At 55.4% G+C, this 25,846-nt stretch carries 27 protein-coding genes; 16 read left to right on the forward strand and 11 right to left on the reverse strand.

Going from position 1 to position 25,846, the window contains the following annotated elements; translation table 11 throughout:
• Nucleotides 1-127: 127 nt before the first annotated feature.
• From ACOTYN_RS13230 to ACOTYN_RS13240, 3 genes are all read left to right on the forward strand, one after another.
• Complete coding sequence (locus ACOTYN_RS13230; protein ID WP_014885225.1) at nucleotides 128-460, forward strand: YMGG-like glycine zipper-containing protein; 333 nt, start codon at nucleotides 128-130, stop codon at nucleotides 458-460.
• Nucleotides 461-649: 189 nt separating this feature from the next.
• Complete coding sequence (locus tag ACOTYN_RS13235) at nucleotides 650-985, forward strand: type II toxin-antitoxin system RelE/ParE family toxin (RefSeq protein ID WP_100124881.1); 336 nt, start codon at nucleotides 650-652, stop codon at nucleotides 983-985.
• 12 nt (nucleotides 986-997) lie between these two features.
• On the forward strand, nucleotides 998-1,345 hold the full coding sequence (locus ACOTYN_RS13240) for a DNA-binding protein (RefSeq protein ID WP_014885227.1): 348 nt from the start codon (nucleotides 998-1,000) through the stop codon (nucleotides 1,343-1,345).
• Between the two features lie 7 nt (nucleotides 1,346-1,352).
• On the opposite strand, the gene ACOTYN_RS13245 is transcribed toward ACOTYN_RS13240, so the two are convergent.
• Nucleotides 1,353-2,900 carry a methyl-accepting chemotaxis protein gene (locus tag ACOTYN_RS13245; RefSeq protein WP_332958019.1) on the reverse strand — a complete coding sequence of 516 codons (1,548 nt, stop codon included), beginning with the start codon at nucleotides 2,898-2,900 and terminating at the stop codon, nucleotides 1,353-1,355.
• A 258-nt stretch (nucleotides 2,901-3,158) separates the two neighbouring features.
• Here ACOTYN_RS13245 and ACOTYN_RS13250 point away from each other — a divergent pair, with 258 nt between their 5' ends.
• Complete coding sequence (locus tag ACOTYN_RS13250) at nucleotides 3,159-4,199, forward strand: aldo/keto reductase (RefSeq protein WP_023331302.1); 1,041 nt, start codon at nucleotides 3,159-3,161, stop codon at nucleotides 4,197-4,199.
• A gap of 44 nt (nucleotides 4,200-4,243) precedes the next feature.
• Here the strand turns inward: ACOTYN_RS13250 and ACOTYN_RS13255 are convergent, their stop codons facing one another.
• Nucleotides 4,244-4,732 (reverse strand): TIGR00645 family protein, encoded by a 489-nt coding sequence (locus tag ACOTYN_RS13255; protein ID WP_014171606.1) that lies wholly within the window; start codon nucleotides 4,730-4,732, stop codon nucleotides 4,244-4,246.
• 81 nt (nucleotides 4,733-4,813) lie between these two features.
• Nucleotides 4,814-5,317 carry an ESA_00282 family adhesion-associated protein gene (locus ACOTYN_RS13260; protein WP_008499806.1) on the reverse strand — a complete coding sequence of 168 codons (504 nt, stop codon included), beginning with the start codon at nucleotides 5,315-5,317 and terminating at the stop codon, nucleotides 4,814-4,816.
• A gap of 104 nt (nucleotides 5,318-5,421) precedes the next feature.
• Here ACOTYN_RS13260 and ACOTYN_RS13265 point away from each other — a divergent pair, with 104 nt between their 5' ends.
• Entirely contained in the window at nucleotides 5,422-5,826 is a 405-nt protein-coding gene (locus ACOTYN_RS13265) for a hypothetical protein (RefSeq protein WP_332958021.1), read from the forward strand.
• 1 nt (nucleotide 5,827) lies between these two features.
• The gene (locus tag ACOTYN_RS13270; protein WP_014885231.1) at nucleotides 5,828-6,277 is read left to right on the forward strand and encodes a hypothetical protein; all 450 of its coding nucleotides are present in this window, start codon (nucleotides 5,828-5,830) and stop codon (nucleotides 6,275-6,277) included.
• A gap of 42 nt (nucleotides 6,278-6,319) precedes the next feature.
• Here ACOTYN_RS13270 and exbD read toward each other — a convergent pair whose 3' ends face one another.
• Both exbD and exbB read right to left on the reverse strand, forming a co-directional pair.
• Nucleotides 6,320-6,745 carry a TonB system transport protein ExbD gene (gene exbD, locus ACOTYN_RS13275; protein ID WP_014885232.1) on the reverse strand — a complete coding sequence of 142 codons (426 nt, stop codon included), beginning with the start codon at nucleotides 6,743-6,745 and terminating at the stop codon, nucleotides 6,320-6,322.
• A gap of 4 nt (nucleotides 6,746-6,749) precedes the next feature.
• Nucleotides 6,750-7,481, reverse strand: coding sequence for a tol-pal system-associated acyl-CoA thioesterase (gene exbB / locus ACOTYN_RS13280; protein WP_014885233.1), 732 nt, complete (start codon nucleotides 7,479-7,481; stop codon nucleotides 6,750-6,752).
• Between the two features lie 251 nt (nucleotides 7,482-7,732).
• Here exbB and metC point away from each other — a divergent pair, with 251 nt between their 5' ends.
• Together metC and yghB are read left to right on the forward strand one after the other, a co-directional pair.
• A complete protein-coding gene (metC, locus tag ACOTYN_RS13285) occupies nucleotides 7,733-8,920 on the forward strand; it encodes a cystathionine beta-lyase (protein WP_014885234.1) in 1,188 nt (395 codons plus the stop codon).
• Nucleotides 8,921-9,063: 143 nt separating this feature from the next.
• Nucleotides 9,064-9,723 (forward strand): DedA family general envelope maintenance protein YghB, encoded by a 660-nt coding sequence (yghB, locus tag ACOTYN_RS13290; RefSeq protein ID WP_014885235.1) that lies wholly within the window; start codon nucleotides 9,064-9,066, stop codon nucleotides 9,721-9,723.
• A 46-nt stretch (nucleotides 9,724-9,769) separates the two neighbouring features.
• Here the strand turns inward: yghB and ACOTYN_RS13295 are convergent, their stop codons facing one another.
• Nucleotides 9,770-10,669, reverse strand: a complete 900-nt coding sequence (locus ACOTYN_RS13295) for an AraC family transcriptional regulator (protein ID WP_332958024.1) — start codon at nucleotides 10,667-10,669, stop codon at nucleotides 9,770-9,772.
• Between the two features lie 195 nt (nucleotides 10,670-10,864).
• Here ACOTYN_RS13295 and yqhD point away from each other — a divergent pair, with 195 nt between their 5' ends.
• Together yqhD and dkgA are read left to right on the forward strand one after the other, a co-directional pair.
• A complete protein-coding gene (gene yqhD, locus ACOTYN_RS13300; protein ID WP_023331305.1) occupies nucleotides 10,865-12,028 on the forward strand; it encodes an alcohol dehydrogenase in 1,164 nt (387 codons plus the stop codon).
• A 105-nt stretch (nucleotides 12,029-12,133) separates the two neighbouring features.
• Nucleotides 12,134-12,961, forward strand: coding sequence for a 2,5-didehydrogluconate reductase DkgA (gene dkgA, locus ACOTYN_RS13305; RefSeq protein ID WP_014885238.1), 828 nt, complete (start codon nucleotides 12,134-12,136; stop codon nucleotides 12,959-12,961).
• 77 nt (nucleotides 12,962-13,038) lie between these two features.
• On the opposite strand, the gene ACOTYN_RS13310 is transcribed toward dkgA, so the two are convergent.
• Complete coding sequence (locus ACOTYN_RS13310; RefSeq protein ID WP_023338788.1) at nucleotides 13,039-15,210, reverse strand: YgiQ family radical SAM protein; 2,172 nt, start codon at nucleotides 15,208-15,210, stop codon at nucleotides 13,039-13,041.
• Between the two features lie 200 nt (nucleotides 15,211-15,410).
• Between ACOTYN_RS13310 and ACOTYN_RS13315 the strand changes: the two genes are divergently transcribed.
• Nucleotides 15,411-16,886 carry a TrkH family potassium uptake protein gene (locus ACOTYN_RS13315; RefSeq protein WP_014885240.1) on the forward strand — a complete coding sequence of 492 codons (1,476 nt, stop codon included), beginning with the start codon at nucleotides 15,411-15,413 and terminating at the stop codon, nucleotides 16,884-16,886.
• 32 nt (nucleotides 16,887-16,918) lie between these two features.
• Here the strand turns inward: ACOTYN_RS13315 and ftsP are convergent, their stop codons facing one another.
• The 4 genes from ftsP to ACOTYN_RS13335 form a co-directional block, all read right to left on the reverse strand.
• Nucleotides 16,919-18,331: a cell division protein FtsP gene (gene ftsP / locus ACOTYN_RS13320; RefSeq protein ID WP_023331309.1), complete on the reverse strand. Its 1,413-nt coding sequence runs from the start codon at nucleotides 18,329-18,331 to the stop codon at nucleotides 16,919-16,921.
• A gap of 58 nt (nucleotides 18,332-18,389) precedes the next feature.
• Nucleotides 18,390-19,127, reverse strand: a complete 738-nt coding sequence (gene plsC, locus ACOTYN_RS13325) for a 1-acylglycerol-3-phosphate O-acyltransferase (RefSeq protein WP_014885242.1) — start codon at nucleotides 19,125-19,127, stop codon at nucleotides 18,390-18,392.
• 163 nt (nucleotides 19,128-19,290) lie between these two features.
• Nucleotides 19,291-21,549, reverse strand: a complete 2,259-nt coding sequence (gene parC, locus ACOTYN_RS13330; protein WP_048996877.1) for a DNA topoisomerase IV subunit A — start codon at nucleotides 21,547-21,549, stop codon at nucleotides 19,291-19,293.
• 118 nt (nucleotides 21,550-21,667) lie between these two features.
• Complete coding sequence (locus tag ACOTYN_RS13335; protein ID WP_014885244.1) at nucleotides 21,668-22,069, reverse strand: YgiW/YdeI family stress tolerance OB fold protein; 402 nt, start codon at nucleotides 22,067-22,069, stop codon at nucleotides 21,668-21,670.
• 139 nt (nucleotides 22,070-22,208) lie between these two features.
• Between ACOTYN_RS13335 and qseB the strand changes: the two genes are divergently transcribed.
• The 5 genes from qseB (at nucleotide 22,209) to lysM (ending at nucleotide 25,827) form a co-directional block, all read left to right on the forward strand.
• Entirely contained in the window at nucleotides 22,209-22,868 is a 660-nt protein-coding gene (qseB, locus tag ACOTYN_RS13340) for a quorum sensing response regulator transcription factor QseB (protein WP_014885245.1), read from the forward strand.
• Complete coding sequence (qseC, locus tag ACOTYN_RS13345; RefSeq protein WP_332958028.1) at nucleotides 22,865-24,202, forward strand: quorum sensing histidine kinase QseC; 1,338 nt, start codon at nucleotides 22,865-22,867, stop codon at nucleotides 24,200-24,202. The genes qseB and qseC overlap by 4 nt, the downstream gene beginning before the upstream one ends.
• A 105-nt stretch (nucleotides 24,203-24,307) precedes the next feature.
• The gene (locus ACOTYN_RS13350; RefSeq protein ID WP_014885247.1) at nucleotides 24,308-24,889 is read left to right on the forward strand and encodes an NAD(P)H-dependent oxidoreductase; all 582 of its coding nucleotides are present in this window, start codon (nucleotides 24,308-24,310) and stop codon (nucleotides 24,887-24,889) included.
• Between the two features lie 31 nt (nucleotides 24,890-24,920).
• Nucleotides 24,921-25,235 carry a putative quinol monooxygenase gene (locus ACOTYN_RS13355; RefSeq protein ID WP_008502984.1) on the forward strand — a complete coding sequence of 105 codons (315 nt, stop codon included), beginning with the start codon at nucleotides 24,921-24,923 and terminating at the stop codon, nucleotides 25,233-25,235.
• Nucleotides 25,236-25,386: 151 nt separating this feature from the next.
• Nucleotides 25,387-25,827, forward strand: a complete 441-nt coding sequence (gene lysM / locus ACOTYN_RS13360) for a peptidoglycan-binding protein LysM (RefSeq protein WP_332958030.1) — start codon at nucleotides 25,387-25,389, stop codon at nucleotides 25,825-25,827.
• Nucleotides 25,828-25,846: the final 19 nt, after the last annotated feature.

Raw genomic sequence — 25,846 nt, forward strand, 5'->3', positions numbered from 1 at the left:
TGAGATCCTTGCCAGGGGCATGATTAGCCTAAAGGTTGAGCCGCAATTGCTGGCACTATCTGGACGTTTTTCTCGCGCAGATGTGAGAAACGACGTATCAACCGACAGCAGTCACAAAGGATCTGTTATGAAACTTATTAAAACAACGCTGGTCATCAGCGCTCTCCTTTTTTCCACCTCGGGAATGGCCATCGACAAAACCGCCGCTGGCGCGGTAGCGGGCGCCGCCATTGGCGCGGCCACAGGCAAAGATCTGAAATCCACCGTCGGCGGTGCCGTTGTTGGCGCAGGTACAGGTGCCATGTTCAAAAACGGCGAAAAAGGTAAAGACGCACGTAAGGGGGGTGCCGTGGGTGCCGTCGTTGGCGCAGGAGCGGCTGCCGTGACGGGCAAGAGTGTGCTGAAAGGAGCGGCCGTGGGTGCGGGCACGGGTGCACTGATTGGCGAAGCGACCCACTGATAAGTATTGCCGGGCAGCGCTGCGTTTGCCCGGCCACAGCGTTGTTCAATAATCCCCCCCTGCCAAATCTCTCGTTTTTGCGATCCGCTTTCTGAAAATTATCTTCCCACTCAGTTATTACGATGCAAACAATTGCCTGTCGTAGCCTGAAGATTACAATGCTTTGCTTATCGTAAACTACAGGCTACAATAACGGCTAACGTTAAACACTACATTACAGCTGATGGATATGATCCTTTTGATGCATATCTGCGAAGTTTGAAAGATCCCATAGCAAAAGCCATGATTGCCACGCGTGTCGCCAGAATGTCGACGGGTAACTATGGCGATTGCAAACCATGCAGAGAGAGTGTGTCAGAGCTCAGAATTGACCGGGGACCCGGCTATCGTGTCTATTTTAGTGAAGTCTCCGATCCGGCAGATGGCGCAGTAAGTCTGGTGCTATTGACTGGAACGAAAAAAAAGCAAAATGCAGACATTGAAAGGGCCGTTGAGTACCTCAACGACTACAAGCGCAGAATATAAGAGGAAATCGCAATGGCTAAATCAGTACTTCATGATGACGCAATGGTACAACTCCTGAAAGATTCTCCGGATTTCGCGCCCGTCTATCTTCACCAGGCTTTCATTGAAATTGACGAGCCAGGAGGCTATGAGGCGTTCATGCTCGCCTTACGGCATGTGATCGAAGCCTCTGGCGGGATGACTGTTATTGCAAAACGTGCTGGCATTTCTCGCGAATCACTTTATAAATCACTCTCACCAAACGGTAACCCCTCATTTAAGCGTATCGCAGAAGTGGCATCTGCAACGGGATATCCGATTTCTCGAATTGCAACAGCAGGGTTAAACGATAATACAAGGCCGCATCAGGCGGCCTTGTAACGTTGTGTTATGCCGTCAGGCGGAACTTCTGCACCGAACGCTGAAGCTCTTCGGTCTGACGTTCCAGCGCGGCGGCTGCCGCGGAAACCTCTTCCACCAGCGAGGCGTTTTGCTGGGTGACGCCGTCCATCTGCGTAATGGCAATCCCGACCTGCGAAATGCCCTTGCTTTGCTCTTCAGAAGCGGAAGCGATTTGCTTCATAATGGTCGTCACTTCCGTCACGTCGCGTAAGATGGCATCCATGGTCGTGCCCGTGTCGCCCACCAGCTGTGCCCCCTGTTCTACGCGATTAACCGAATCAGCAATCAGCCCCTCAATTTCCTTGGCCGCGTTGGCGCTGCGGCTTGCCAGATTACGGACTTCCCCCGCGACGACGGCGAAACCGCGGCCCTGCTCGCCCGCGCGTGCCGCTTCAACGGCTGCGTTGAGCGCCAGGATATTGGTCTGGAAGGCAATACTGTTGATGACGTTGGTGATTTCAGCAATTTTCTTCGAGCTTTCGGAAATACCGCTCATGGTGGTAACCACCTCTTCCACCAGCGAACCGCCGCGGCTGGCAGTGCTTGAAGCCACATCGGCAAGCTGGCTGGCCTGACGCGCGCTTTCCGCGTTCAGTTTCACGGTGGCGGTCAGCTGTTCCATGCTGGCCGCCGTCTCTTCCAGTGCGGCAGCCTGCTCTTCGGTACGCGAAGAGAGATCGTTATTGCCGCTGGAGATTTCCGTCGCCCCGCGCCAGATATTTTCACTGCCCGAGCGAATCGTACTGACGGCTTCACGCAGGCTGTCCTGCATGGCACTCAGCAGGGGAACCAGTTGTCCCACACAGTTGCGGCCGAACGGCGCAATGGGCTGGCTGAGATCGCCCTGAGCAATCTGGCGGAACTGCTGGCGGATACGCTCCAGCGGTTTTACCAGCATCGCCACCAGGTAACGGTCGGTAAAGAGCAGAATCAGCAGACCGATAATCGTGGCGACGATAATCACCGTGCGGGTCATACTGGTCAGGCCGTCCACCACCACGCGGGTACTGTCGAGCGTGTTCGCAGCGGCATTGTTGAACGCCTCGGCAGCCGCACCGAACGCACGGCTCAGCGGTGGCGTGACGTTGTTGGCCTGCTGGCGGTAGCCTTCCAGAGCCCCCTGCTTCGCCTGCGCCATTTGCGGCGTCACGCCCTGGTCGAGCAGCGCCTGCCAGGAGCCGATCACCCGGGATGCGATCGCCTCATCCATCGGGCCGGGTGACATCGCTTTCATCTCGGCCAGTTTCTTGCCCATGTTATCCAGCGCCTGTTGGGCGGAGGACAAATCGGGCGTGCCGCCAGCGGCTTTGACTTCCATTGCGCGGCTCAGGCGGGTCACGAAGCGGAAAACCTGATCGTTGCCCTGGCTCAGTACCGTCATCTGTTTCACCAGATGGCGATCAACTTCATTGCCCTCTGAAACGCGTGACAAAGACCAGGTGCTGTACAGCCCAACGCCCGCCCACATTAAACAAAAGATCCCGAGAATCGTCAGCATGACGAAGCGGATCGTGAAATTACGTAGCATATTCATAAGATTTCCTTGCCGTGAGGGTGAATTCGCCCAGAGGCGAGTACTCCTCTCTTTATCGGCAGGCAGCGCGGAAATTATAACCTTTTGTGATTATTTTTAATTAGCGCGGCTTCACAGGTCACACAGCCAGGGTTAATTATTACCTTTCAATATGAAGGGGTTAAACCCTGTCATCGCTTCTGTGAACAATTTATGATTTGATAAACGCAGAATAAAAACGCTGTTTCGAAAAATTCATTAAATAAGAAAGGAGACATCATGTCCTGGCACCCTTCCCCTGACCGCTACGAGAACATGCAGTACCGCTATTGTGGAAAGAGCGGCCTGCGCCTGCCAGCGCTGTCGCTGGGTCTGTGGCATAGCTTTGGCCACGTCCAGCCTCTCGATGCCCAGCGCGCACTGCTACGTAAAGCCTTCGATCTCGGCATTACCCATTTCGATCTTGCCAACAACTACGGCCCACCGGCAGGGAGCGCAGAGGAGAACTTTGGGCGCCTGCTGCGAGAGGACTTTGCCGCGTACCGCGACGAGCTCATCATCTCCACTAAAGCCGGTTACGACATGTGGCCGGGGCCGTACGGTTCAGGCGGTTCACGCAAATACCTGCTCGCCAGCCTCGATCAAAGCCTGAAACGCATGGGGGTCGAGTACGTTGATATTTTCTACTCCCACCGCGTGGATGAAAATACGCCGATGGAAGAGACGGCCTCAGCGCTGGCTCACGCCGTGCAGAGCGGTAAAGCGCTGTACGTCGGGATCTCGTCCTACTCAACGGAGCGCACTCAAAAAATGGCCGGGTTACTGCGCGAGTGGAAGATCCCACTGCTCATCCACCAGCCGTCCTATAACCTGCTTAACCGCTGGGTCGATAAGACCGGATTGCTGGATGCGCTGGAAGCAAACGGTACGGGGTGCATTGCCTTTACCCCGCTGGCGCAGGGTCTGCTGACCGGGAAATACCTGAACGGCATTCCGGAAGGTTCACGCATGCAGCGAGAAGGGCATAAGGTGCGCGGGCTGACAGAGAAGATGCTGACCGACGCCAACCTGAGCAGTCTTCGTCTGCTCAATGAGATGGCACAGGCGCGTGGCCAGACCATGGCGCAAATGGCGTTGAGCTGGTTACTGAAAGATGCGCGCGTGACGTCAGTGCTGATTGGTGCCAGCCGTCCGGAACAGCTTGAGGAGAACGTCCGGGCGCTGGATAACCTGCGCTTTACAGAGGACGAGCTCACGCGGATTGACCAGCATGTTGCGGATGGGGAGTTGAATCTGTGGCAGGCGTCGTCGGATAAATAGTGCAGATTGATGCCCTCTCCCCTCTGGGGAGAGGGATATGCACTTTATTTCTTACTGATCTTATCCAGATACCCCATCACAAACGCCGACAGCACAAACGTCAGGTGGATAATCACGTACCACATCAGTTTATTATCCGGGACATTCTTCGCGTCCATAAACACGCGCAACAGGTGGATAGAGGAGATCGCCACAATCGACGCTGCCACTTTATTCTTCAGCGACGAGGCATCCATTTTGCCCAGCCAGTTGAGCTTCTCCTTGCGCTCGTCGATATCAAGCTGGGAGACAAAATTCTCGTAGCCGGAAAACATCACCATCACCAGCAATCCCCCCACCAGGGTCATATCCACCAGCGACAGCAGAACCAGAATCAGGTCCGCTTCGGCAATGGAAAAAATGTTCGGCAGAACATGCAGGATTTCCTGAAAAAACTTAATCGTCAGCGCGATAAGTGCCAGCGAAAGGCCAAAATAGACGGGAGCCAGTATCCAGCGGGAGGCGTACATGGCATTTTCAAAGAAGCGTTCCATAAAGTCCTGTTTGCAAAAGAAACCAGCTCCCAGTATATCTCAACGGCGCTGGCTATTTGCAAGAACTCAACTGTTCATGACTTAGACGTTGTCCGGATTAACCTCCGGACGCGCATACTCCGGCCAGACCAGCACCACAAGTTCGGGGTAGGCTTCCAGACTGAACTCACGAAAACACTGGCGAAGGTTTAATACGTCCAGGTCTGAATACGAGACCTTCTCTCCGTTAAGACAGCGCTTTTTGATATTGTCGTAATATTTATAAACCGCTGAATTCAGGTCGCTGCAACGACGCTGCGCCTCAAACAGACCGGGCGTGTCATTAATTTCGGACATTTTCATACGCTTAATTGTCGCGTGTAAAAAGTCGATATATTCGTGATTTACCCGCCAGTACCAGACAGGCGTAACAGAGTTCATCAAAACAGAGAAATGGTCTTCACCTTCCTCTTTTGTCATCAGTTCAGGCTGTGGAGGTTCACTGGTGTCTTTCGACACTTTCGTTTTATTGAACTCCTGCATCAATAAAAGCACACCAGCGGTCAGTAATAGTAATGTGATGACCGTAAAAAAGATGCTGTTCATGGGTTGGCTCCATTTTTTTTGATTTTAAAATTGCCTCATGATATTGTCAACGAATCTCACGCCTTTACCAACCCCACCCTGTTGAAAATAAAGGAAATTAAAAAATGCTGCCCGACTATCTCGTCCCGGCTAAGTACCACATTACGCCTGTGGAACAGCAACCGACGGAAGAAGAAAAAAAGGCCAGTTCCACTCAGGGGAAAAGAAAGCTCTCCGATTTCGAGCCTGATATATTAATTGGTGTTTCCCGCACTGGCAAATCCCGTAATATGTTGCTGGAGGAGCACGATCGCCATATAAAAGACCGCTTATTTCGCGCTATAAAAATTGAGGCCTTCGTCCACCTGCTGAATGACCTCCAGGCTGAAGGCGAAATAGATGCCCAGAAACTAAGTCAAATAATGGCTGAAAAAACAAAAGAAATAAATGAAGCGGGCAATGAAATTTGGCTTAATCTAATTACGCGTGAAAAAAACAACCCTATTTTTTATACCCTTGGGGAAGATTAACGTGAAAGAAGTTAAAGACAACGACGTTTATTTGACTTTAGATGATAAAAAAAGTGATGAATTTATCTTAAAGCAAAATCTCGACGCCCTGAGAAACACAAAAAATATCGAGATGACGCGTATTACGCAAGACCTGGTATCGATTCCGGCGACGCTGGTGCGGCTGAAATGGCAGAATCGCCGCGAGATTTACCCGCTACAGGTCAAAGAAGAGATTTACGGTGCGGTGATAAATAGCCTCATCGAGCAGCAACCCGAGCTGAAAGAGAAGCTGCTGGGCCGGCTCGAGGCCAACTATCAGTATCTGCTTGCCAGAGAAGTCGCCACCCTGCGCCTGACGCGCAAGCTGTCAGCCGGTGAGTACCGTACCTCAAACGTCACCTGCGTTGCGCTCGACGAAGACACGCTGGCAACCTCCTCTGCCGCGCAGACGGATAATAAAAACGCATAAACCGACAGACATAAAAAAAGCCGGCTTTCGCCAGCTTCTTTACTATTTTTTGGCCGCTTTCTCTTCGCCGACCAGTCCAATCTTCAGATAACCCGCCTGATGCAGCGTGTCCATCACCTTCATCATGGTTTCGTAGTCGACGGTTTTGTCCGCACGGAAGAAGACGGTGGTGTCTTTCTTGCCGCCGGTTAGCTGATCCAGCGCCGGAATAACCGAAGCATCCGTTACCGGGTCGTTACCCAGGAACATCGATTTATCCGCTTTCACAGAAAGATAGATGGGCTTTTCCGGACGCGGCTGCGGCTGGCTGGACGAGGCCGGCAGATTCACCTTCACGTCCACCGTCGCCAGCGGCGCAGCGACCATAAAGATAATCAGCAGAACCAGCATGACGTCGATAAATGGCGTCACGTTGATCTCATGCATTTCACCGTTATCGTCCAGATTTTCGTTTAGACGCATCGCCATAATATCAACCTACGCGCAGTTTAGACGCCGCATGCACCGGTTTCACGGCGCTGGCATTCAGGTCGAGATCGCGGCTTTGTAGCAGCAGAACCTGAGCGGCAACGTCACCGAGCGTGGCTTTGTAGCTGCCAATCATACGCGCGAAAATGTTATAGATAACGACTGCCGGAATCGCCGCGACCAGACCAATCGCCGTCGCCAGCAGCGCTTCTGCGATACCGGGCGCAACAACCGCCAGGTTGGTGGTTTGAGTCTGAGCGATACCGATAAAGCTGTTCATGATGCCCCAGACCGTACCGAAAAGACCGACGAACGGCGAAATTGCGCCGATGGTAGCCAGATAACCATTACCACGTCCCATGTGTCGGCCAACGGCCGCAACGCGACGCTCCAGACGGAAACCGGTACGCTCTTTAATGCCTTCGTTATCTTCACTGCCAGCGGAGAGTTCCAGCTCGTTCTGCGCTTCGTTCACTAACAGGGTGGTCAGGCTTTTTGCGTGGAAGGATGAGGTCATATCAGACGCCTGATCCAGAGAGCGGGCTTCTGCCAGCTGCTGCTGTTCCCGCTTGAGGCGACGCTTCTGCGAAAGCAGCTCGGCGCTTTTGCTGAAGAAGATAGCCCAGGTGACAACGGACGCCAGAATCAGGCCGATCATCACAATCTTAACCACGATGTCAGCATGTTGATACATGCCCCAAACGGAGAGATCCGTCTGCATCAAATTATTACCCACTCTGTATCTCCAGGACGCAAATCACAAAATCTGAACGTAATAATATCAAAACGTCGTCGAATTGATAGTAGTTCTCATTAGTATTTGCATGGTGCCGTAATTTTCGCTCACTTTCCTTGCGCTTACGCAGTAAAAATTTCTTATGCGGTTTTTTGCTAATATTTTCTGCTTATTCGATAAGCATGCGGGTGAAGTTTTTCACAATCGTGGTAGTCTGGACGTCCAGACGTATAAAAACAGGGTTAGCGAACATGACTAAGAAGCATCTTGATACCACGCTGGTACAGGCCGGACGCAGCAAAAAATATACGCAGGGTTCGGTTAACAGCGTGATTCAACGCGCCTCCTCCCTGGTGTTTGACACCGTTGAGGAGAAAAAAATCGCCACGCGTAACCGCGCAAAAGGCGGGCTGTTTTATGGCCGTCGCGGCACGCTAACCCATTTTTCTCTGCAGGAAGCGATGTGCGAGCTGGAAGGCGGTGCGGGCTGCGCGCTGTTCCCGTGCGGTGCGGCTGCGGTCGCCAATACCATTCTGGCGTTTGTGGAACAGGGCGACCATATCCTGATGACCAACACCGCCTATGAACCCAGCCAGGACTTCTGCACCAAAATCCTCAGTAAACTCGGCGTCACTACCGGGTGGTTCGATCCGCTGATTGGCGCAGGCATTGCCGAACTTATTCAGCCAAACACGCGCATCGTGTTCCTGGAGTCTCCCGGTTCAATCACCATGGAAGTGCACGACGTACCGGCTATCGTGAAGGCCGTGCGCAGCAAAGCGCCGGAGGCGATCATCATGATCGACAACACCTGGGCGGCGGGCGTGCTGTTTAAAGCGCTGGAATTCGACATTGATATCTCGATTCAGGCGGCGACGAAATACCTGATTGGCCATTCAGACGGGATGATTGGCACAGCAGTGTCTAACGCGCGCTGCTGGGATCAGCTGCGTGAAAATGCCTACCTGATGGGCCAGATGGTCGATGCAGATACGGCCTACATGACCAGCCGCGGTATCCGCACATTGGGGGTTCGCCTGCGTCAACACCATGAAAGCAGCCTGAAAGTGGCAGAGTGGCTGGCTCAGCATCCACAGGTTGAGCGCGTTAATCATCCTGCGCTTGCGGGCAGTAAAGGCCATGAATTCTGGCAACGTGACTTTACGGGCAGCAGCGGGTTGTTCTCGTTTGTGCTTAAAAAACGGCTAGATAATGACGAACTGGCAAACTATCTGGATCACTTTACCCTCTTCAGCATGGCCTACTCCTGGGGCGGTTTTGAGTCCCTGATCCTGCCTAATCAGCCGGAGCAAATCGCGGCTCTGCGCCCTGGCGGCGAAGTGGACTTCAGCGGCACCCTGATTCGCCTGCACATCGGTTTAGAAAATGTGGACGATTTAATTGCGGATTTATCAGCAGGGTTTGAACGTATCGTGTAGAGTGCTCGCTGAAAATGTACTCCCCGGACGCTTTTCTTAACACTGCAAGCAGAAAAGTCTGCATGAGTTGCGCCTGCGATCAATCCCGGCAGGTATAATTGGGAGTACAATAGCGTTATCTCTGCTGTTCCACAGGAAAGTCCATGGCTGTTATTCAAGATATTATCGCGGCGCTCTGGCAACATGATTTTGCCGCACTGGCGGATCCGCACGTTATAGGCGTCGTCTATTTCGTGATGTTCGCAACGCTGTTTCTGGAAAATGGATTACTGCCAGCCTCGTTTTTACCCGGTGACAGTTTGCTTTTGCTTGCCGGGGCATTGATCGGTAAAGGCGTTATGGACTTTACGCCAACGATGGTTATCCTCACCTCTGCCGCGAGCCTGGGCTGCTGGCTGAGCTATCTGCAGGGCCGCTGGCTGGGGAACACGCGCGTCGTAAAAGGCTGGCTGGCGCAGTTACCGCATAAATACCATCAGCGGGCGACCTGTATGTTTGACCGACACGGCCTGCTGGCGCTGCTGGCCGGACGTTTTCTGGCTTTTATTCGCACCCTGCTGCCCACCATGGCGGGTATTTCCGGCCTGTCGAACCGCCGTTTTCAGTTCTTCAACTGGCTGAGCGGCCTGCTGTGGGTGGGGGTCGTGACCACGTTAGGCTACGCGCTGAATATGATCCCCTTTGTGAAACACCATGAAGATCAGGTCATGACTTTCCTGATGGTGCTGCCGATTTTCCTGCTGGTAGCCGGCCTGGTGGGAACCATTGCGGTGGTGATTAAGAAAAAGTACTGCAGCGCATAAACAAAAGCCGGGTGGCGGCTACGCCTTACCCGGCCTACGTTTCTCGTCAGGCGCCCTGCATCATTCGTATACGCGACGCATCTTCTCCCGGCGTGACGCCGAAATAGCGCTTAAACTCCCGACTAAACTGCGACGCACTCTCATAGCCCACCCGCATTGCCGCCGCGCTGGCCTTCATGCCGTCGTGGATCATCAGCATCCGCGCCTTATGCAGCCGGTAGGTCTTGAGGTATTGCAGCGGCGAGGTGCTGGTCACCGATTTAAAGTTATGGTGAAACGCCGAGACACTCATGTTCGCTTCCGCGGCGAGCTGATCGACGCTGAGGTTTTCCGTGTACTGGCTCTCAATACGCTTGAGCACGCGGCTTATCAGACTGAAGTGGGTCTGTCGGCTCACCAGCGCCAGCAACGCTCCCCCGCCAGGGCCCAGCAGCACATGATAGAGAATTTCGCGAATGATCTGCTTGCCCAGGATACGCGCGTCCAGCGGCCGCTCCATGACGTCCAGCAGACGCTCGATGGCGCACAGGATCTCTTCAGACAGCGTGGCCGAGTTAATCCCGCTTGAAGCCATCGACGGCTGGAAGAGTTCATCTTCGCCTATCTCCATCAGCAGTTCCTGCAACTGAAGGATATCGACATTAACGCGAATACCCGCCAGCGGGACCTCCTCTGTCGCGAAAGTTTCACATTCAAAGGGTAAAGGTACTGTCAGAAGCAGATATTCATTGGTGTCGTAGCGGAACACGCGGTCATTGATATAACCAATTTTATGGCCCGAAAAGAGAAAAACGATGCCCGGCTGGTACATCACTGGCGTGCGCGTCCCGGGCTGCGTGCCATAGAGCAGACGAATATCAGGCAACGGATCGCTGACACTATTTTTATTATCTATCAGTCTCTTAATCTGCGCGGTAAGCTGAAGGCAGATCGCTTCACGGTTCATTTTTCGTTACTCCGGGTACGTTTTCCGACTTTCACAGTTTGCGCACTTTCCCGAGGTTTCTCCAGCGCTCTGTAGAAATGGGCAAGACATTGGCAGGAATGTGCATTGAGAGCCTAGTCCCGGAGCGCCACAATGTGCAGCATCAGGCAGGCATCAGTGCCGCCACGGTTTTTCACCCACTAAAGGGAACGAGCAATGAACAATTTTAATCTCCATACCCCAACCCGCATTCTGTTTGGCAAAGACGCAATCGCTGACCTGCGTGCGCAGATCCCCGCTGATGCGCGTGTCCTGATCACCTACGGTGGCGGCAGCGTGAAAAAAACCGGCGTGCTGGATCAGGTTTACAGCGCCCTGGACGGTCTGGACGTGCGTGAGTTCGGCGGCATCGAGCCAAACCCGTCTTACGAAACGCTGATGAATGCGGTAAAAATCGCCCGTGAAGAAAACATTACTTTCCTGCTGGCGGTCGGTGGCGGTTCCGTTCTGGATGGCACGAAGTTCATCGCGGCGGCAGCGCACTACGCTGACGGCGTTGACCCGTGGCACATCCTGGAAACCCGCGGCAGCGACATTAAAAGCGCAATCCCGATGGGCTCCGTGCTGACCCTGCCAGCCACCGGTTCCGAATCCAACAAAGGCGCAGTGATCTCCCGTAAAACCACCGGTGACAAACAGGCCTTTATGAACGAGCACGTGCAGCCTGTCTTCGCTATCCTCGACCCGGTTTACACCTATACCCTGCCTGCACGTCAGGTAGCGAACGGTGTGGTTGATGCCTTTGTTCACACCGTTGAGCAGTACGTGACCTACCCGGTGAATGCCAAAATTCAGGATCGTTTCGCGGAAGGCATTCTGCTGACGCTGGTTGAAGAAGGTCCGAAAGCGCTGAAAGAGCCGGAAAACTATGACGTTCGTGCCAACGTCATGTGGGCGGCAACGCAGGCGCTGAACGGTCTGATCGGCGCTGGCGTGCCGCAGGACTGGGCGACCCACATGCTGGGTCACGAACTGACGGCGATGCACGGTCTCGATCACGCTCAGACGCTGGCGGTGGTTCTGCCTGCGCTGTGGAACGAAAAACGGGATACCAAACGCGCCAAACTGCTGCAGTACGCAGAGCGCGTGTGGAACATCACCGAGGGTTCTGACGATGCGCGTATTGACGCGGCCATCGAAGCGACACGCAACTTCTTCGAAAGCCTGGGCGTACCAACGCGCCTGTCTGGCTACGGCCTGGATGGCAGTTCTATCCCTGCTCTGCTGGAGAAACTCGACGCGCACGGCATGACCCAACTGGGCGAGCACGGTGACATTACGCTGGACGTCAGCCGCCGTATCTACGAAGCGGCACGCTAAGCGTTTTTGTCCTCCCGACTTTCGTTTTTTGACATTTCGTCCAGACTTAATGCACACCCCATCGCCGGAGCCCCCCTCCGGCGATGCGCACCTGAAGGAGGAAAAATGGCAAACCAAACCGTAATCAAGCTGCAGGATGGCAACGTGATGCCCCAGTTGGGGCTAGGTGTATGGAAAGCCGGTAACGACGAGGTCGTCTCCGCCATTCATAAAGCCCTGGAAGTCGGCTATCGGTCAATTGATACCGCCGCCGCCTACAAAAACGAGGACGGCGTAGGCACTGCACTGGCCAGCGCCGGCGTCCCCCGCGATGAATTATTCATTACCACGAAACTGTGGAATGACGATCAAAAACGCCCTCGCGAAGCCCTGCAGGAGAGTCTGGAGAAACTTCAGCTCGATTTCGTCGATCTGTATCTGATGCACTGGCCGGTTCCCGCCATCGACCATTATGTTGATGCCTGGAAAGGGATGATTGAACTGCAAAAAGAGGGGCTGGTGAAAAGCATCGGCGTCTGTAACTTCCAGGTTCATCACCTGCAGCGCCTGATTGATGAGACAGGCATCGCACCGGTGATTAACCAGATCGAGCTGCACCCGCTGATGCAACAGCGCCAGCTTCACGCCTGGAATGCGACCCACAAGATCCAGACCGAATCCTGGAGCCCCCTGGCGCAGGGTGGCGAGGGGGTCTTCGATCAGAAAATCATCCGCGACCTGGCGGATAAATACGGCAAAACGCCCGCACAGATCGTCATTCGCTGGCATCTGGACAACGGCCTGGTCGTTATTCCGAAATCAGTCACGCCATCACGTATTGCCGAGAACTTCGACGTCTGGGATTTCCGCCTGGACAAAGATGAGCTGGGTGAGATTGCGAAGCTGGAGAAGGGCAAACGCTTAGGGCCGGACCCGGATCAGTTTGGCGGTTAAAAAAAGCCGGGTGGCGGCTTCGCCTTACCCGGCCTACGTGTCTACATAAAAAACCCCGGCTTGCCGGGGTTTTTTATTTACGCTTTGCGCTTCACGGGCTTCTTCGCATTCGAATTACCGTTCGAACGCTGATGCACAATCGGCGTGTGCTTGGTCAGCGCCGGGCGCGTATTGCGGTTCTGGCGACGCGCTTCGCGCATCTCATCCAGCGTCGGGGCCGGTACCAGACAGTCGCGGCGTGAACCGATCAGGTGTTTTTTACCCATCTCTTCCAGCGCCTGGCGGATCAGCGGCCAGTTTTTCGGGTCATGATAACGCAGCAGCGCTTTATGCAGACGACGCTGTTTATCCCCTTTTGGCACCACCACCTCTTCACTCTTGTAGCCAATCTTACTCAGCGGGTTCTTGCCGGTGTAATACATGGTCGTCGAGTTGGCGAGCGGTGACGGGTAGAAGTTCTGCACCTGATCCAGACGGAAGCGACGCTGCTTCAGCCACAGTGCCAGGTTCACCATATCCTCATCACGCGTGCCGGGGTGCGCGGAGATAAAGTACGGGATCAGGTACTGCTCTTTGCCCGCCTGCTTTGAATACGTGTCGAACAGCTCTTTAAAGCGGTCATAGCTGCCCATACCCGGCTTCATCATCTTCGACAGCGGACCTTCTTCGGTGTGCTCCGGTGCAATCTTCAGGTAGCCGCCCACATGGTGGGTCGCCAGCTCTTTGATGTAGCGCGGATCTTCCACGGCGATGTCGTAACGCACCCCCGAGGCAATCAGGATCTTCTTGATGCCCTTCAGGTCGCGGGCACGACGATAGAGATTGATCGTCGGCTCGTGGTTGGTATCCATATGCTCGCAGATGCTCGGATAGACGCAGGAGAGACGACGGCAGGTTTGCTCCGCGCGCGGCGACTTACAGCGCAGCATATACATGTTCGCGGTTGGACCGCCAAGGTCAGAGATCACACCGGTAAAGCCTGGCACCGTGTCGCGAATCGCTTCGATCTCATTGATGATCGAATCTTCAGAGCGGCTCTGAATAATACGGCCTTCGTGCTCGGTAATAGAGCAGAATGAACACCCGCCGAAGCAGCCGCGCATGATGTTGATCGAGAAACGGATCATCTCATACGCCGGGATACGGGCGTTGCCGTACGCCGGATGCGGCACGCGCTTGTACGGCAGCGCAAAGACGCTGTCCATCTCTTCGGTGGAGAGCGGGATCGCTGGCGGGTTGATCCAGATAAAGCGCTCGCCGTGCTTCTGCATTAACGCGCGGGCACAGCCCGGGTTGGTTTCGTGGTGCAAAATACGGGACGCATGGGCGTAGAGAACTTTGTCAGCCTTCACCTTCTCGTAAGACGGTAGCAGCACGTAGGTTTTTTCCCACGGTTTCGGGCGCGGCGGCTGCACGACAATCGCCTTTGCTTCCGCTTTCTTTGGCTCAACCGGTTTATTATCCGCACACGGCAAATCTTCGCCGTACGGGTGTGGGATAGGATCGATTTTGCCCGGCATATCAATGATGCGGGAATCCACCCCGCTCCAGCCCGGCAGCGCCTCTTTCACCATGATGGCGGTATTGCGCACGTCGCGGATGCTGCTCACCGGTTCACCCTGCGAGAGACGATGCGCCACTTCCACCAGCGGACGTTCACCGTTGCCGTAAATCAGCATATCGGCTTTGGAATCCACCAGCACCGAGCGGCGAACGGTATCTGACCAATAGTCGTAATGCGCGGTGCGGCGCAGACTCGCCTCAATGCCACCCAGGATCACCGGCACGTCTTTCCAGGCTTCTTTACAGCGCTGGGTGTAGACGAGGGTAGCGCGGTCCGGACGTTTGCCCGCCACGTTATCCGGCGTATAGGCATCGTCATGGCGCAGCTTACGGTCGGCGGTATAGCGGTTGATCATCGAATCCATGTTGCCCGCGGTCACGCCGAAGAACAGGTTCGGTTTACCCAGACGCATAAAGTCGTCTTTGCTGTTCCAGTCAGGCTGGGAGATGATCCCCACACGGAAGCCCTGCGCTTCGAGCATACGGCCGCAGATGGCCATGCCGAAACTCGGATGGTCAACATAGGCATCGCCTGTGACCAGAATGATATCGCAGCTGTCCCAGCCAAGTTGGTCCATCTCTTCCCGGGACATCGGCAGGAACGGCGCCGGTCCAAAGCAGGCCGCCCAGTACTGGGGCCAGGAGAAGAGGTCACGATCCGGCTGGATCAGGGAAATGGCGCTCATAATGCTTCCGAAGAAAAAATAGACAAAAGGAGCGGGATTATACGCTGTTCATCCATCCAATTTGAAGAAAAGGATGCAGGAAGCAGACATAAAATCGCGGAAGTCGTTAAAATACAGCGCACTGTTAATTTTGCATCATAATTACCCCTGACGCCTCCGGTTCTCTGCCGCCGGGAGGCATTCTGGCGTGGAGTTTCCGTGTGAAGTTCAACGATTCGTTACATGTGTCTCAACTGCGGGTTGTGCTCCACCTCTGCGGTTTCCTGGTTCTGCTGTACAGCCTTTCAATGCTGCCGCCGATGGTCATTGCCCTGCTGCACAAAGAGCGGACCTACTTTGCGTTTTTAACCACGTTTCTGACCTTTTTCAGCCTCGGGGGGTTAACCTGGCGGGCGACCCGTCACGCCGGCATACAGCTGCGCACCCGTGACGGTTTCGTGATCATTGTGCTGTTCTGGCTGCTGTTTTCAGTGATCAGCGCCATGCCGCTCTGGATGGATGATGGTCTACATCTCTCTTTTGCGGATGCGCTCTTCGAAGGGGTGTCCGGAATCACCACCACCGGGGCAACGGTGATCGGGGACGTCAGCGCCCTGCCTAAGTCGTACCTTTATTATCGCGCCCAGCTCAACTTCATTGGCGGGTTAGGCGTCATCGTGCTGGCCGTCGCAGTACTGCCGCTGCTGGGCATCGGGGGCATGAAGCTGTATCAGTCAGAAATGCCCGGGCCGTTCAAAGAGGAGCGCCTGACGCCCCGGCTTGCCGATACTGCGCGTACCCTGTGGCTGACCTATTTCGCGCTGGGCGTGACCTGCACGCTGGCCTACTGGCTGGCGGGGATGCCCGTTTTTGACGCCATCTGTCACGGGCTTTCAACTGTGTCACTGGGCGGGTTTTCTACCCGCAGCGAGAGCATTGGCTTTTATGACAGCCACGCAATTGAACTGGTTGCCGGGGCCTTTTCGCTGCTTTCTGCCTTTAACTTTACCCTCTGGTACGTCGCCATTGTCAGACGCACCCTGAAACCGATCCGCCGCAGCCCGGAGGTCAAATTCTTTCTCAGTGCCGCCGCGGTGATTATCCTCATTACCGCCTGGCAGGTCTGGCATGCGGGAATGTACAACCCCACGGATAGCCTGGTACACGCTTTCTTCCTTGCCAGCTCGATGATGACCGATAACGGTCTCGCGACGGCCGACTATGCCCAATGGCCTGCCCACACCATCTTTTTACTGTTGAGCGCCAGCTTCTTTGGTGGCTGCGTCGGCTCGACCTGCGGCGGGATCAAAGCGCTGCGTTTTCTCATTATGTTTAAGCAGAGTATTCAGGAGATGAATCAGTTGGCTCATCCGCGCGCGCTGCTGAGTATTAAGGTGGGCAAAAGCGTGGTGAATGAACGCGTTCTGCGTTCGGTATGGAGCTTCTTTTTTCTCTACGTGATGATTACCGGATTTTTTGTCTGGGCGCTTAATCTGATGGGCTATGACCTGTTTACGTCATTCGCCACGGTTGCCGCCTGTATCAACAATATGGGGCTGGGTTTTGGCGAGACAGCATCAACGTTTGGCACCTTAACCGAAGGGGCAAAACTGCTGATGTGCGCGGCGATGATCTTAGGGCGTCTGGAAATCTACCCGGTGCTGATTCTGTTCTCGCGCTTTTTCTGGCGGGCATAACACATTCCCGGCGAACCGGGAATGTCAGGGGGTTATGGCGCGGGGTTGATCAACATCTGCCCCACGGAGCCCCTGTCCATCATCTCCAGCGTCTGGCTATGGAACAGGAACGGGAAGTGCGGCCACGAAGGCTGGCCATAGTAGACAAGCAGTTCGACCTGACCATCCACCCAGACGGTATCTTTCCAGCCGCGATCTTCCGGGAACGGCATCGCACCGTTGACGTTACGGATCAGGAATGACACCCCTTCAATATGGAACGACTGCGGCATATCTGAACGGACCGTCCAGCGCTCCCAGGTGCCCTGCTGGGCGGTGATGTCGATACGGTTGACGTCCCACAGCGCGCCGTTGATGCCCGGATCGTCGCCCAGGCTGATATCACGGCTGCGCACCGGCGAACCGCCCATGATCTCCTGCGGCAGCAAACGCATCGGCAGGCTATCGGTGACCAGCGGCAGCAGGCCGGTTGGACGCAGGGTTAACACCAGCGTGGAGACCAGAATGCTCGACGGCTCGAAGAACCCGCGAATACGGTCAACAATGCTCGCGGCTTCGCCACAGGTGACAGAGACTTCATCCCCGTTGGTCATATCCACCAGAATTTCCCGACGTTCCCCCGGCGCCAGCGCCAGTTGCTTAACGGAGACCGGCGCAGGTAAAAAACCCTGGTCGCCGGAGATCACGTGGAGCGGGCGGCCATCGCTCATCTGCAGCTGATAACGACGGGAGTTAGAGGCATTAAGCAAACGCAGACGCACCCAACCGCGGGAAACTTCGACATACGGGCTTTGCGCACCGTTTACCAGCAGCGTATCGCCAACAAAGCCACCGCTCCCCGGCTCGCTGTACTCCGGCGTGCCAAAGTTATCCAGGCGCTTGTCCTGAATAATGATCGGGAAATCATCCACGCCGTAGTGGTTCGGGATCGGCAGCGACTTGCTGACCTCATCTTCCACCAGCCACATCCCGGCCAGACCGTTATAGACCTGCTGCGCCGTGCGGTTAGGCGTGTTGGCGTGATACCACAGCGTTGCCGCGCTCTGACGGATCGGCAGGACGGGTGCCCAGTCGGCGTTGGGAGACATCATGCGCGCCGCGCCACCGATCAGCGGGCCTGGAACCTGTAAACCGCTGATGGTCATGGCAACATTTTCAGTGGTGCGGTTGCTGTAAATGAGCTTAACGTCATCGCCGTTCCACACGCGAACGGTTGGCCCGAGGTAGCGCCCGTTAATGCCCCATACCTGCGCGCGCGTGCCCTGGGTAAAGGACCAGTGGCTGCGCTGTAGCGTCAGAAATAGCGGCTGGCCGCGACGGGATTCAATCAACGGCGGAATGGGCAGCGGCTGTTGCTGCCCGGCGGCGCTGGCTGTCAGCGGCATCGCACCCGCACAGAGGGCAATCCCCGAAGCCTGAATAAACTGACGCCGACTGAGTGACATATAAGCTCCATCTGAAACGACTAACAACGCGGGAATTCGTTTTCCCTTTAACGCCGGATTAAATCTTACCGGCGGCTTCTCTTTCTGCGACTTCTTTGTCCAGCTGCGCAATACGCTGAGCCATCAGCTCGCGGCAATGTGCTGCCAGCTCGCGTACCTGGTCTTTACCGTATTTGCTGGTATCGACAGGCGGCAACATTTCGACAATCACCAGACCATTATTCAGGCGGTTAAGATTAATCTTATTCGAAGTATTGGAAACGCACACAGGAATAATTGGAACACCCGCCGCAATTGCGGCATGAAAAGCGCCCGTTTTAAACGGCAGCAGGCCACGCCCACGGCTACGCGTCCCTTCCGGGAACATCCAGATGGATATTTTGCGCTTTTTAAAATGATTCACCACTTCCGCAATGGTGCTGTGTGCTTTTGCGCGGTTATTACGGTCGATCAGCAGGTTACCGGTCAGCCAGTACAACTGGCCAAAAAACGGGATCCACAGCAGGCTCTTTTTCCCCACCGTCACGGTCGGCGGCAGAACGATATTGGAGGCCGTCACCATATCGTAGTTGTTTTGATGGTTGGCGATATAGATGGCATTACCGAAGTTCTCTGCCCCTTCAGGCAGGCGTTTTTCAACCTTCAGACCAAACAACGGTGCAAGGCGGCCGAACATATGGCCGAAGGTGGCAACGTGCTTAGGATTGCGCGGGCTGAACAGGCAATAAATTGAGCCGAAAACACAGACCAGAATACAGTAGATAACGGTAAGAATAAGACGAACAATATATAGCATAGCGACCTCTGAAGCCCCAACAGCTGACAATTATACTTCACCTGTGGCCAGGTAAGGACTTTATTACGAGCGCGTATTGTTAATCGCAACGCACGAATTAACAACGATTTTACGGGAAATTTTATTGAACTTCCCCCTCCGGACGGAGGGGGATATCACGAGACTACTCTTCGCTGTCACCCGCGCTGCTGCGCGCCGGTGAATCTATCTCCACACGGTCGATACGCTGCAGGCCGCGCATCAGCGAACCGCGACGACCGCGTTCGCCCACCACTTTCTGCAGCTCTTCCGGGCGCAGTTTGATCTTACGCTTGCCAACATGAATGGTCAGCGTGCTCTGCGGCGGCAGCAGGAAGAGGTGCGCCAGACCATCTTCACCTTTCGCGGCTTCCGCCGACGGGATGTTGATGATCTTGTTGCCCTTCCCTTTCGACAGCTCCGGCAGGTCGCTGACCGGGAACATCAGCATGCGTCCGGCGGAGGTGATCGCCAGCAGCATATCGCTTTCGTTCTCGATCACCAGCGGCGTCATCACGCGAGCGTTGTCCGGCAGGCTAATCAGCGCTTTACCGGCACGGTTACGCGACACAAGATCGTTAAAGGTACAGATAAAGCCATAACCCGCGTCAGACGCCATCAGCAGCTTCTGGTCATCGGCTTCCATCAGCATATGATCAACCGTCGCCCCCGGCGGCAGCGTCAGCTTACCGGTAAGCGGTTCGCCCTGGCCGCGCGCGGAAGGCAGCGTGATAGGGTCGATGGCGTAGCTGCGACCGGTGGAGTCGATAAACGCCACCGGCTGGTTACTCTTGCCTTTCACCGCCGCTTTAAAGCTGTCTCCGGCTTTGTAGCTGAGACCCGGCGCGTCGATATCATGGCCTTTGGCGCTGCGCACCCAGCCGCTTTGCGACAGCACAATGGTCACCGGCTCGGAAGGCTGCATGTCATGCTCGTTCATTGCCTTCGCTTCTTCGCGCTCGTGCAGCGGAGAACGACGATCGTCGCCGAAGGCATCAGCATCCGCCTGCAGCTCTTTCTTCAGCAGGTTATTCATCTTGCGCTCGGACGCGAGGATCGCCTGCAGCTGATCGCGCTCTTTTTCCAGCTCGTTCTGTTCACCGCGGATCTTCATCTCTTCCAGTTTGGCGAGATGGCGCAGTTTCAGTTCGAGGATCGCTTCCGCCTGCGTCTCGCTGATGCCAAAGCGCGACATCAGGGCCGGCTTCGGCTCGTCCTCGGTACGGATGATCTCAATGACTTCGTCGATATTGAGGAACGCCACCAGCAAACCTTCGAGGATATGCAGGCGCTTCAGCACTTTCTCCAGACGATGGTTAAGACGACGGCGGACCGTATCGCGACGGAACGTTAGCCATTCGGAGAGGATCTCCAGCAGGTTTTTCACCGCCGGGCGTCCGTCAAGACCGATCATGTTCAGGTTGATGCGGTAGCTTTTTTCCAGATCGGTGGTGGCAAACAGGTGGTTCATCACCTGCTCCATGTCCACGCGGGTGGAGCGCGGCACGATCACCAGACGGGTCGGGTTCTCGTGGTCAGATTCGTCGCGCAGGTCGTCCACCATCGGCAGCTTTTTATTGCGCATCTGGGAGGCGATCTGCTCCAGCACTTTCGCGCCGGAAACCTGGTGCGGCAGCGCGGTGATCACCACAGCGCCGTCTTCTTTATTCCACACCGCGCGCATGCGCACGGAGCCGCGACCGTTCTGGTAGATTTTGCGAATTTCCGCACGCGAGGTGATGATTTCCGCTTCAGTCGGATAATCCGGCCCCTGAACGATATCCAGCAGCTCGTCGAGCGACGTTTTAGGCTGCTCAATCAGGGTGATGGCGGCTTTCGCCACTTCACGCAGGTTGTGGGGCGGAATATCTGTCGCCATACCGACCGCAATACCGGTGGTACCGTTCAGCAGGATGTTTGGCAGACGCGCAGGCAGCATCTTCGGCTCCTGCATCGTACCGTCGAAGTTTGGCACCCAGTCAACGGTTCCCTGACCCAGCTCGCCCAGCAGCACTTCGGCATATTTAGAGAGACGAGATTCGGTATAACGCATCGCCGCGAAGGATTTCGGATCGTCCGGTGCCCCCCAGTTCCCCTGACCATCCACCAGCGGATAGCGGTAAGAGAACGGCTGCGCCATCAGGACCATCGCTTCATAACAGGCGCTGTCGCCGTGCGGATGGTATTTACCCAGCACGTCACCGACGGTACGGGCGGATTTCTTGAACTTGGCGGTGGCGTTCAGCCCCAGTTCGGACATCGCATAGACGATGCGGCGCTGAACCGGCTTCAGGCCATCCCCGATAAACGGCAACGCCCTGTCCATGATGACGTACATGGAGTAGTTCAGGTAGGCGTTTTCCGTGAATTCATGTAGCGCGAGGCGCTCTGCCATATCGCTCATTACGTGTGATTCCTCAACTCAGAAACCGATGGGTTTCAGGCAATATTGCCGCAGATACTACCCTATCTGACGAGTTGAGTCACAAAGAAAAAGGGCCGGGTGAGCGGCCCTTTTCGGGTTATTTGTTCAGCTTGATAACCTGCTTCACATCGATTTCAAACTCGTTCCAGTCTTTATCGACTTTACCCTGCAGCTCCACTTTATCCTGCGGGGTCACGGTCACGCCGTTCCAGCGCTTGTGATCAATTTCGACCACCACGGTACCGGACTCATCGCGGAAGGTGTAGCGGTCATCGGACAGGCGCTCGGTAATGTTCCCGCGCAGCTTCACCCAGGCATCGTCCTTCAGATCTTTCACTTTAGCCGCGGTGGTGAGGTTGGCGTTGTTATCGACAAAACCGCCCTGCTGAGTTTGCGTCTGGGCCGGCGTGGCGGATGGGCCACTAAAACCGCCCTGAGCAGCAAAGACCGGCGCGGTGGTCATCATCATGATGGCAGCAATTGCAGCGAATTTTTTCATCGTAATCTCTCCCTTTAATGTCGTTTCGCAGTCCATTAAACAGGGTAATCCTTAACAACTTCTTAAGGGGAAAATTTATTTATTTTTACTGTACACCAGCCGCTTAGAGAGGGTTTACTGGCGGCATCAAGGAGGGAACATGCGCATTTTACTGGTAGAAGATGACAAGCTCATCGGCGATGGCATCAAAGCGGGCTTAAGCAAACTGGGCTTTAGTGTGGACTGGTTTACCGAGGGGAAAACCGGGCAGGCCGCGCTCGCTTCCGCGCCCTATGATGCCGTGGTGCTGGACCTGACGCTGCCGGAAATTGACGGTCTGGACATTCTGCGCGCCTGGCGTGAAGGCGGACACAGCGAGCCGGTACTGATCCTGACGGCGCGGGATGCGCTGAACCAGCGTGTTGAAGGGCTGCGCCTCGGGGCGGACGATTATCTCTGTAAGCCTTTTGCCCTGATCGAAGTGGCTGCCCGCCTTGAAGCGCTGGTGCGCCGCAGCCACGGCCAGACGCGCAGCGAACTGCGCCACGGCAAGGTCACGCTCGATCCAGCGAGCCTTATCGCCACGCTGGATGGCGAAACGTTAACGCTTAAGCCTAAAGAGTTCGCGCTGCTGGAGCTGTTAATGCGTAACGCAGGCCGGGTACTGCCGCGCAAGCTGATCGAGGAAAAACTCTATACCTGGGACGATGACGTCTCCAGCAATGCCGTCGAAGTCCATGTTCATCATTTACGCCGCAAGCTCGGAAGCGACTTTATCCGCACCGTACACGGCATCGGTTATACCCTGGGTGACGCATGAAATTGAGCCTGAAGCTGCGCCTGATGCTGCTGTTTTTAGTCCTCTCTCTAACGGCATGGTTCGCCGCCAGCCTGGTGGCCTGGCAGCAGACCACCCACAAGCTGGATAAGCTGTTCGATACGCAGCAGATGCTGTTTGCCAAACGACTGCTGACGATGGAACTGGACGAGCTTCATGCGCCGGCGCGCATGCGAGAGGTGCCGAAAAAAGCCAAACACGGGCATCTTGACGACGACGCGCTGGCCTTTGCGATTTACGCTTCAGACGGCACGATGATCCTGAACGACGGCGAAAACGGCCGCGATATCCCGTATCACTATCGCCGTGACGGCTTTGACGACGGACGGCTTCAGGACGATAACGACGAATGGCGCTTTTTATGGCTGACCTCGCCAGACGGGAAATACCGCGTGGTGGTCGGCCAGGAGTGGGAGTACCGGCAGGATATGGCGCTCGACGTCGTCAGCTCACAGCTGACGCCTTGGCTGGTGGCGCTGCCGGTAATGCTGCTGTTGCTTATTGTCCTGCTGAGTCGGGAACTGAAACCGCTGAAAAAGCTGGCACAGACCCTGCGCGCTCGCTCGCCGGATGCCACCGATGCCCTGCCCATCCAGGGCGTACCGGCGGAAGTGCGCCCCCTGCTCGACTCGCTGAATCATCTCTTTGCGCGTACCCAGGAGATGATGACCCGCGAGCGCCGTTTTACCTCCGATGCCGCCCATGAATTACGCAGCCCGCTGGCGGCGCTGAAGGTGCAAACCGACGTGGCGCAGCTCTCTCAGGACGATCCGCAGGCGCAGGAAAAAGCGCTGACGCAGCTGCACGCGGGCATCGATCGCGCGTCCCGTCTGGTGGATCAGCTCCTCACGCTGTCGCGTCTGGACTCGCTGGACAGCCTGGACGGTGTAGAACAGATAGCGATGGCCGATTTGCTGCAGTCCGCGGTAATGGATATCTACCCTCCGGCGCAGCAGGCGGGCATTGATATTCGTCTGAACATTAACGCGCCAGAGGTGACGCGCACGGGTCAGCAACTGCTCCTGAGCCTGCTGGTACGTAACCTGCTGGATAACGCCACCCGTTACAGTCCGCGCGGCAGCGTGGTGGATGTGACGCTGGATGCGCGTCGCTTTACCGTGCGCGACAACGGCCCGGGTATTTCCCCCGATGCGCTGGCGCGTCTCGGCGAGCGCTTTTACCGTCCGCCAGGTCAGGATGCCACCGGAAGCGGGCTGGGGTTATCCATTGTGAAACGCATCGCCGCCCTGCACGGGATGCACGTCGCGCTGGGCAACGCCCCTGAAGGCGGCTTCGAAGTGAACGTCAGCTGGTAAAAGATTATTGCATTTAACGCAAAAGACTTTGCACATTTTGCTCATTTTTCCGCTCCGTCCTCGCGCGTAGAATACCCGGCATACTCTCAGCCACGAGGACAAATAATGAGCAACATTTTGATTATCAACGGCGCAAAAGAATTTGCGCACTCTAAAGGCCAACTGAATGACACCCTGACCGAGGTCGCGGATGGTTTCCTGCGCGACGCCGGGCATGATGTTAAGGTCGTGCGTGCGGACAGCGAGTATGACGTGAAGGCGGAAGTGCAGAACTTCCTGTGGGCCGACGTAGTGATTTGGCAGATGCCGGGCTGGTGGATGGGCGCACCGTGGACGGTGAAAAAGTACATGGACGACGTCTTCACCGAAGGTCACGGTTCACTGTATGCCAGCGACGGCCGCACCCGTTCAGACGCGTCGAAAAAATACGGTTCCGGCGGTCTGATTCAGGGCAAAAAATATATGCTTTCCCTGACCTGGAACGCTCCTCTGGAAGCCTTCACCGAAAAAGATCAGTTCTTTGAAGGCGTGGGGGTCGACGGTGCGTATCTGCCGTTCCACAAGGCGAACCAGTTCCTGGGGATGGATCCGCTGCCGACCTTTATCGTCAACGACGTGATTAAAATGCCGGACGTCCCGAGCTATATCGCAGAATATCGCAAGCATCTCGCGAAAATTTTTGCTTAACTGGTAGCCTGGAATTAAAGGAGTAGTAACCATGCTTACAGTAATCGCAGAAATCCGTACTCGTCCAGGTCAACATCACCGTCAGGCGGTGCTGGATCAGTTCGCGAAAATTATCCCAACCGTACTGAAAGAAGAAGGCTGCCACGGCTACGCGCCGATGGTGGACGCCGCTACCGACGCAAGCTTCCAGGCCACCGCGCCAGACTCCATTATCATGGTTGAGCAGTGGGAAACCGTCGCCCATCTTGAAGCGCATTTGCAGACCGCACATATGAAAGCGTGGAGCGATGCGGTGAAAGGTGACGTTTTGGAGACCCACATCCGTATTCTGGAGCAAGGGGTTTAAGTTCGTGGAATTTGCCGGGTGGCACTGCGTTTACCCGGCCTACAAAACCTGAACCGTAGGCCCGGTAAGCGTTAGCGCCACCGGGCTTTTTTAGCACCTTAAACCTCAACTGCTATGCTTATTCTGACTTCATGATTAACAGGAGGATGGAATGGGTCTTTTTAACTTCGTAAAAGAAGCAGGCGAAAAGCTGTGGGATAACCTGACCGATCATAAAGGCCAGGGCGACAAAATCACCGAGCACCTCAAGAAACTCAACATTCCCGGTTCAGACAAAGTCCAGGTTAACGTTACCGACGGCAAAGCCAGCGTAACGGGCGACGGGCTAACCCAGGAGCAGAAAGAGAAAATCCAGGTCGCCGTCGGGAACATCGCGGGCGTCAGCGAGGTGGAGAACAATATCACCGCGACCGATGCCAAAGATGAAGCCACCTACTACACGGTAAAATCCGGCGATACCCTGAGCGCCATCTCCAAAACCGTGTACGGCGATGCCCACCAGTACAACAAGATTTTCGAGGCCAATCGCCCGATGCTCTCCAGCCCGGATAAAATCTACCCGGGCCAGACGCTGCGTATTCCTAAAGCGTGATCCACGAGTCGGGGGGGGC

Origin of the sequence: Enterobacter cloacae complex sp. IR5458, from assembly GCF_049238025.1 — a bacterium.
Classification (GTDB): Bacteria; Pseudomonadota; Gammaproteobacteria; order Enterobacterales; family Enterobacteriaceae; genus Enterobacter; species Enterobacter kobei.

What these genes read in the sequence shown, in the direction of transcription:
- yqhD (WP_023331305.1), top strand. Translation starts at nt 10,865, where the DNA reads ATGAACAATTTTAATCTCCATACCCCAACCCGCATTCTGTTTGGCAAA.
- ACOTYN_RS13335 (WP_014885244.1), bottom strand. Translation starts at nt 22,069, where the DNA reads ATGAAAAAATTCGCTGCAATTGCTGCCATCATGATGATGACCACCGCG.
- ACOTYN_RS13230 (WP_014885225.1), top strand. Translation starts at nt 128, where the DNA reads ATGAAACTTATTAAAACAACGCTGGTCATCAGCGCTCTCCTTTTTTCC.
- ACOTYN_RS13310 (WP_023338788.1), bottom strand. Translation starts at nt 15,210, where the DNA reads ATGAGCGCCATTTCCCTGATCCAGCCGGATCGTGACCTCTTCTCCTGG.
- exbD (WP_014885232.1), bottom strand. Translation starts at nt 6,745, where the DNA reads ATGGCGATGCGTCTAAACGAAAATCTGGACGATAACGGTGAAATGCAT.
- ACOTYN_RS13240 (WP_014885227.1), top strand. Translation starts at nt 998, where the DNA reads ATGGCTAAATCAGTACTTCATGATGACGCAATGGTACAACTCCTGAAA.
- plsC (WP_014885242.1), bottom strand. Translation starts at nt 19,127, where the DNA reads ATGCTATATATTGTTCGTCTTATTCTTACCGTTATCTACTGTATTCTG.
- ftsP (WP_023331309.1), bottom strand. Translation starts at nt 18,331, where the DNA reads ATGTCACTCAGTCGGCGTCAGTTTATTCAGGCTTCGGGGATTGCCCTC.
- qseC (WP_332958028.1), top strand. Translation starts at nt 22,865, where the DNA reads ATGAAATTGAGCCTGAAGCTGCGCCTGATGCTGCTGTTTTTAGTCCTC.
- ACOTYN_RS13265 (WP_332958021.1), top strand. Translation starts at nt 5,422, where the DNA reads ATGCTGCCCGACTATCTCGTCCCGGCTAAGTACCACATTACGCCTGTG.
- qseB (WP_014885245.1), top strand. Translation starts at nt 22,209, where the DNA reads ATGCGCATTTTACTGGTAGAAGATGACAAGCTCATCGGCGATGGCATC.
- yghB (WP_014885235.1), top strand. Translation starts at nt 9,064, where the DNA reads ATGGCTGTTATTCAAGATATTATCGCGGCGCTCTGGCAACATGATTTT.
- ACOTYN_RS13350 (WP_014885247.1), top strand. Translation starts at nt 24,308, where the DNA reads ATGAGCAACATTTTGATTATCAACGGCGCAAAAGAATTTGCGCACTCT.
- metC (WP_014885234.1), top strand. Translation starts at nt 7,733, where the DNA reads ATGACTAAGAAGCATCTTGATACCACGCTGGTACAGGCCGGACGCAGC.
- lysM (WP_332958030.1), top strand. Translation starts at nt 25,387, where the DNA reads ATGGGTCTTTTTAACTTCGTAAAAGAAGCAGGCGAAAAGCTGTGGGAT.
- ACOTYN_RS13295 (WP_332958024.1), bottom strand. Translation starts at nt 10,669, where the DNA reads ATGAACCGTGAAGCGATCTGCCTTCAGCTTACCGCGCAGATTAAGAGA.
- ACOTYN_RS13355 (WP_008502984.1), top strand. Translation starts at nt 24,921, where the DNA reads ATGCTTACAGTAATCGCAGAAATCCGTACTCGTCCAGGTCAACATCAC.
- ACOTYN_RS13250 (WP_023331302.1), top strand. Translation starts at nt 3,159, where the DNA reads ATGTCCTGGCACCCTTCCCCTGACCGCTACGAGAACATGCAGTACCGC.
- dkgA (WP_014885238.1), top strand. Translation starts at nt 12,134, where the DNA reads ATGGCAAACCAAACCGTAATCAAGCTGCAGGATGGCAACGTGATGCCC.
- parC (WP_048996877.1), bottom strand. Translation starts at nt 21,549, where the DNA reads ATGAGCGATATGGCAGAGCGCCTCGCGCTACATGAATTCACGGAAAAC.
- ACOTYN_RS13245 (WP_332958019.1), bottom strand. Translation starts at nt 2,900, where the DNA reads ATGAATATGCTACGTAATTTCACGATCCGCTTCGTCATGCTGACGATT.
- ACOTYN_RS13255 (WP_014171606.1), bottom strand. Translation starts at nt 4,732, where the DNA reads ATGGAACGCTTCTTTGAAAATGCCATGTACGCCTCCCGCTGGATACTG.
- ACOTYN_RS13260 (WP_008499806.1), bottom strand. Translation starts at nt 5,317, where the DNA reads ATGAACAGCATCTTTTTTACGGTCATCACATTACTATTACTGACCGCT.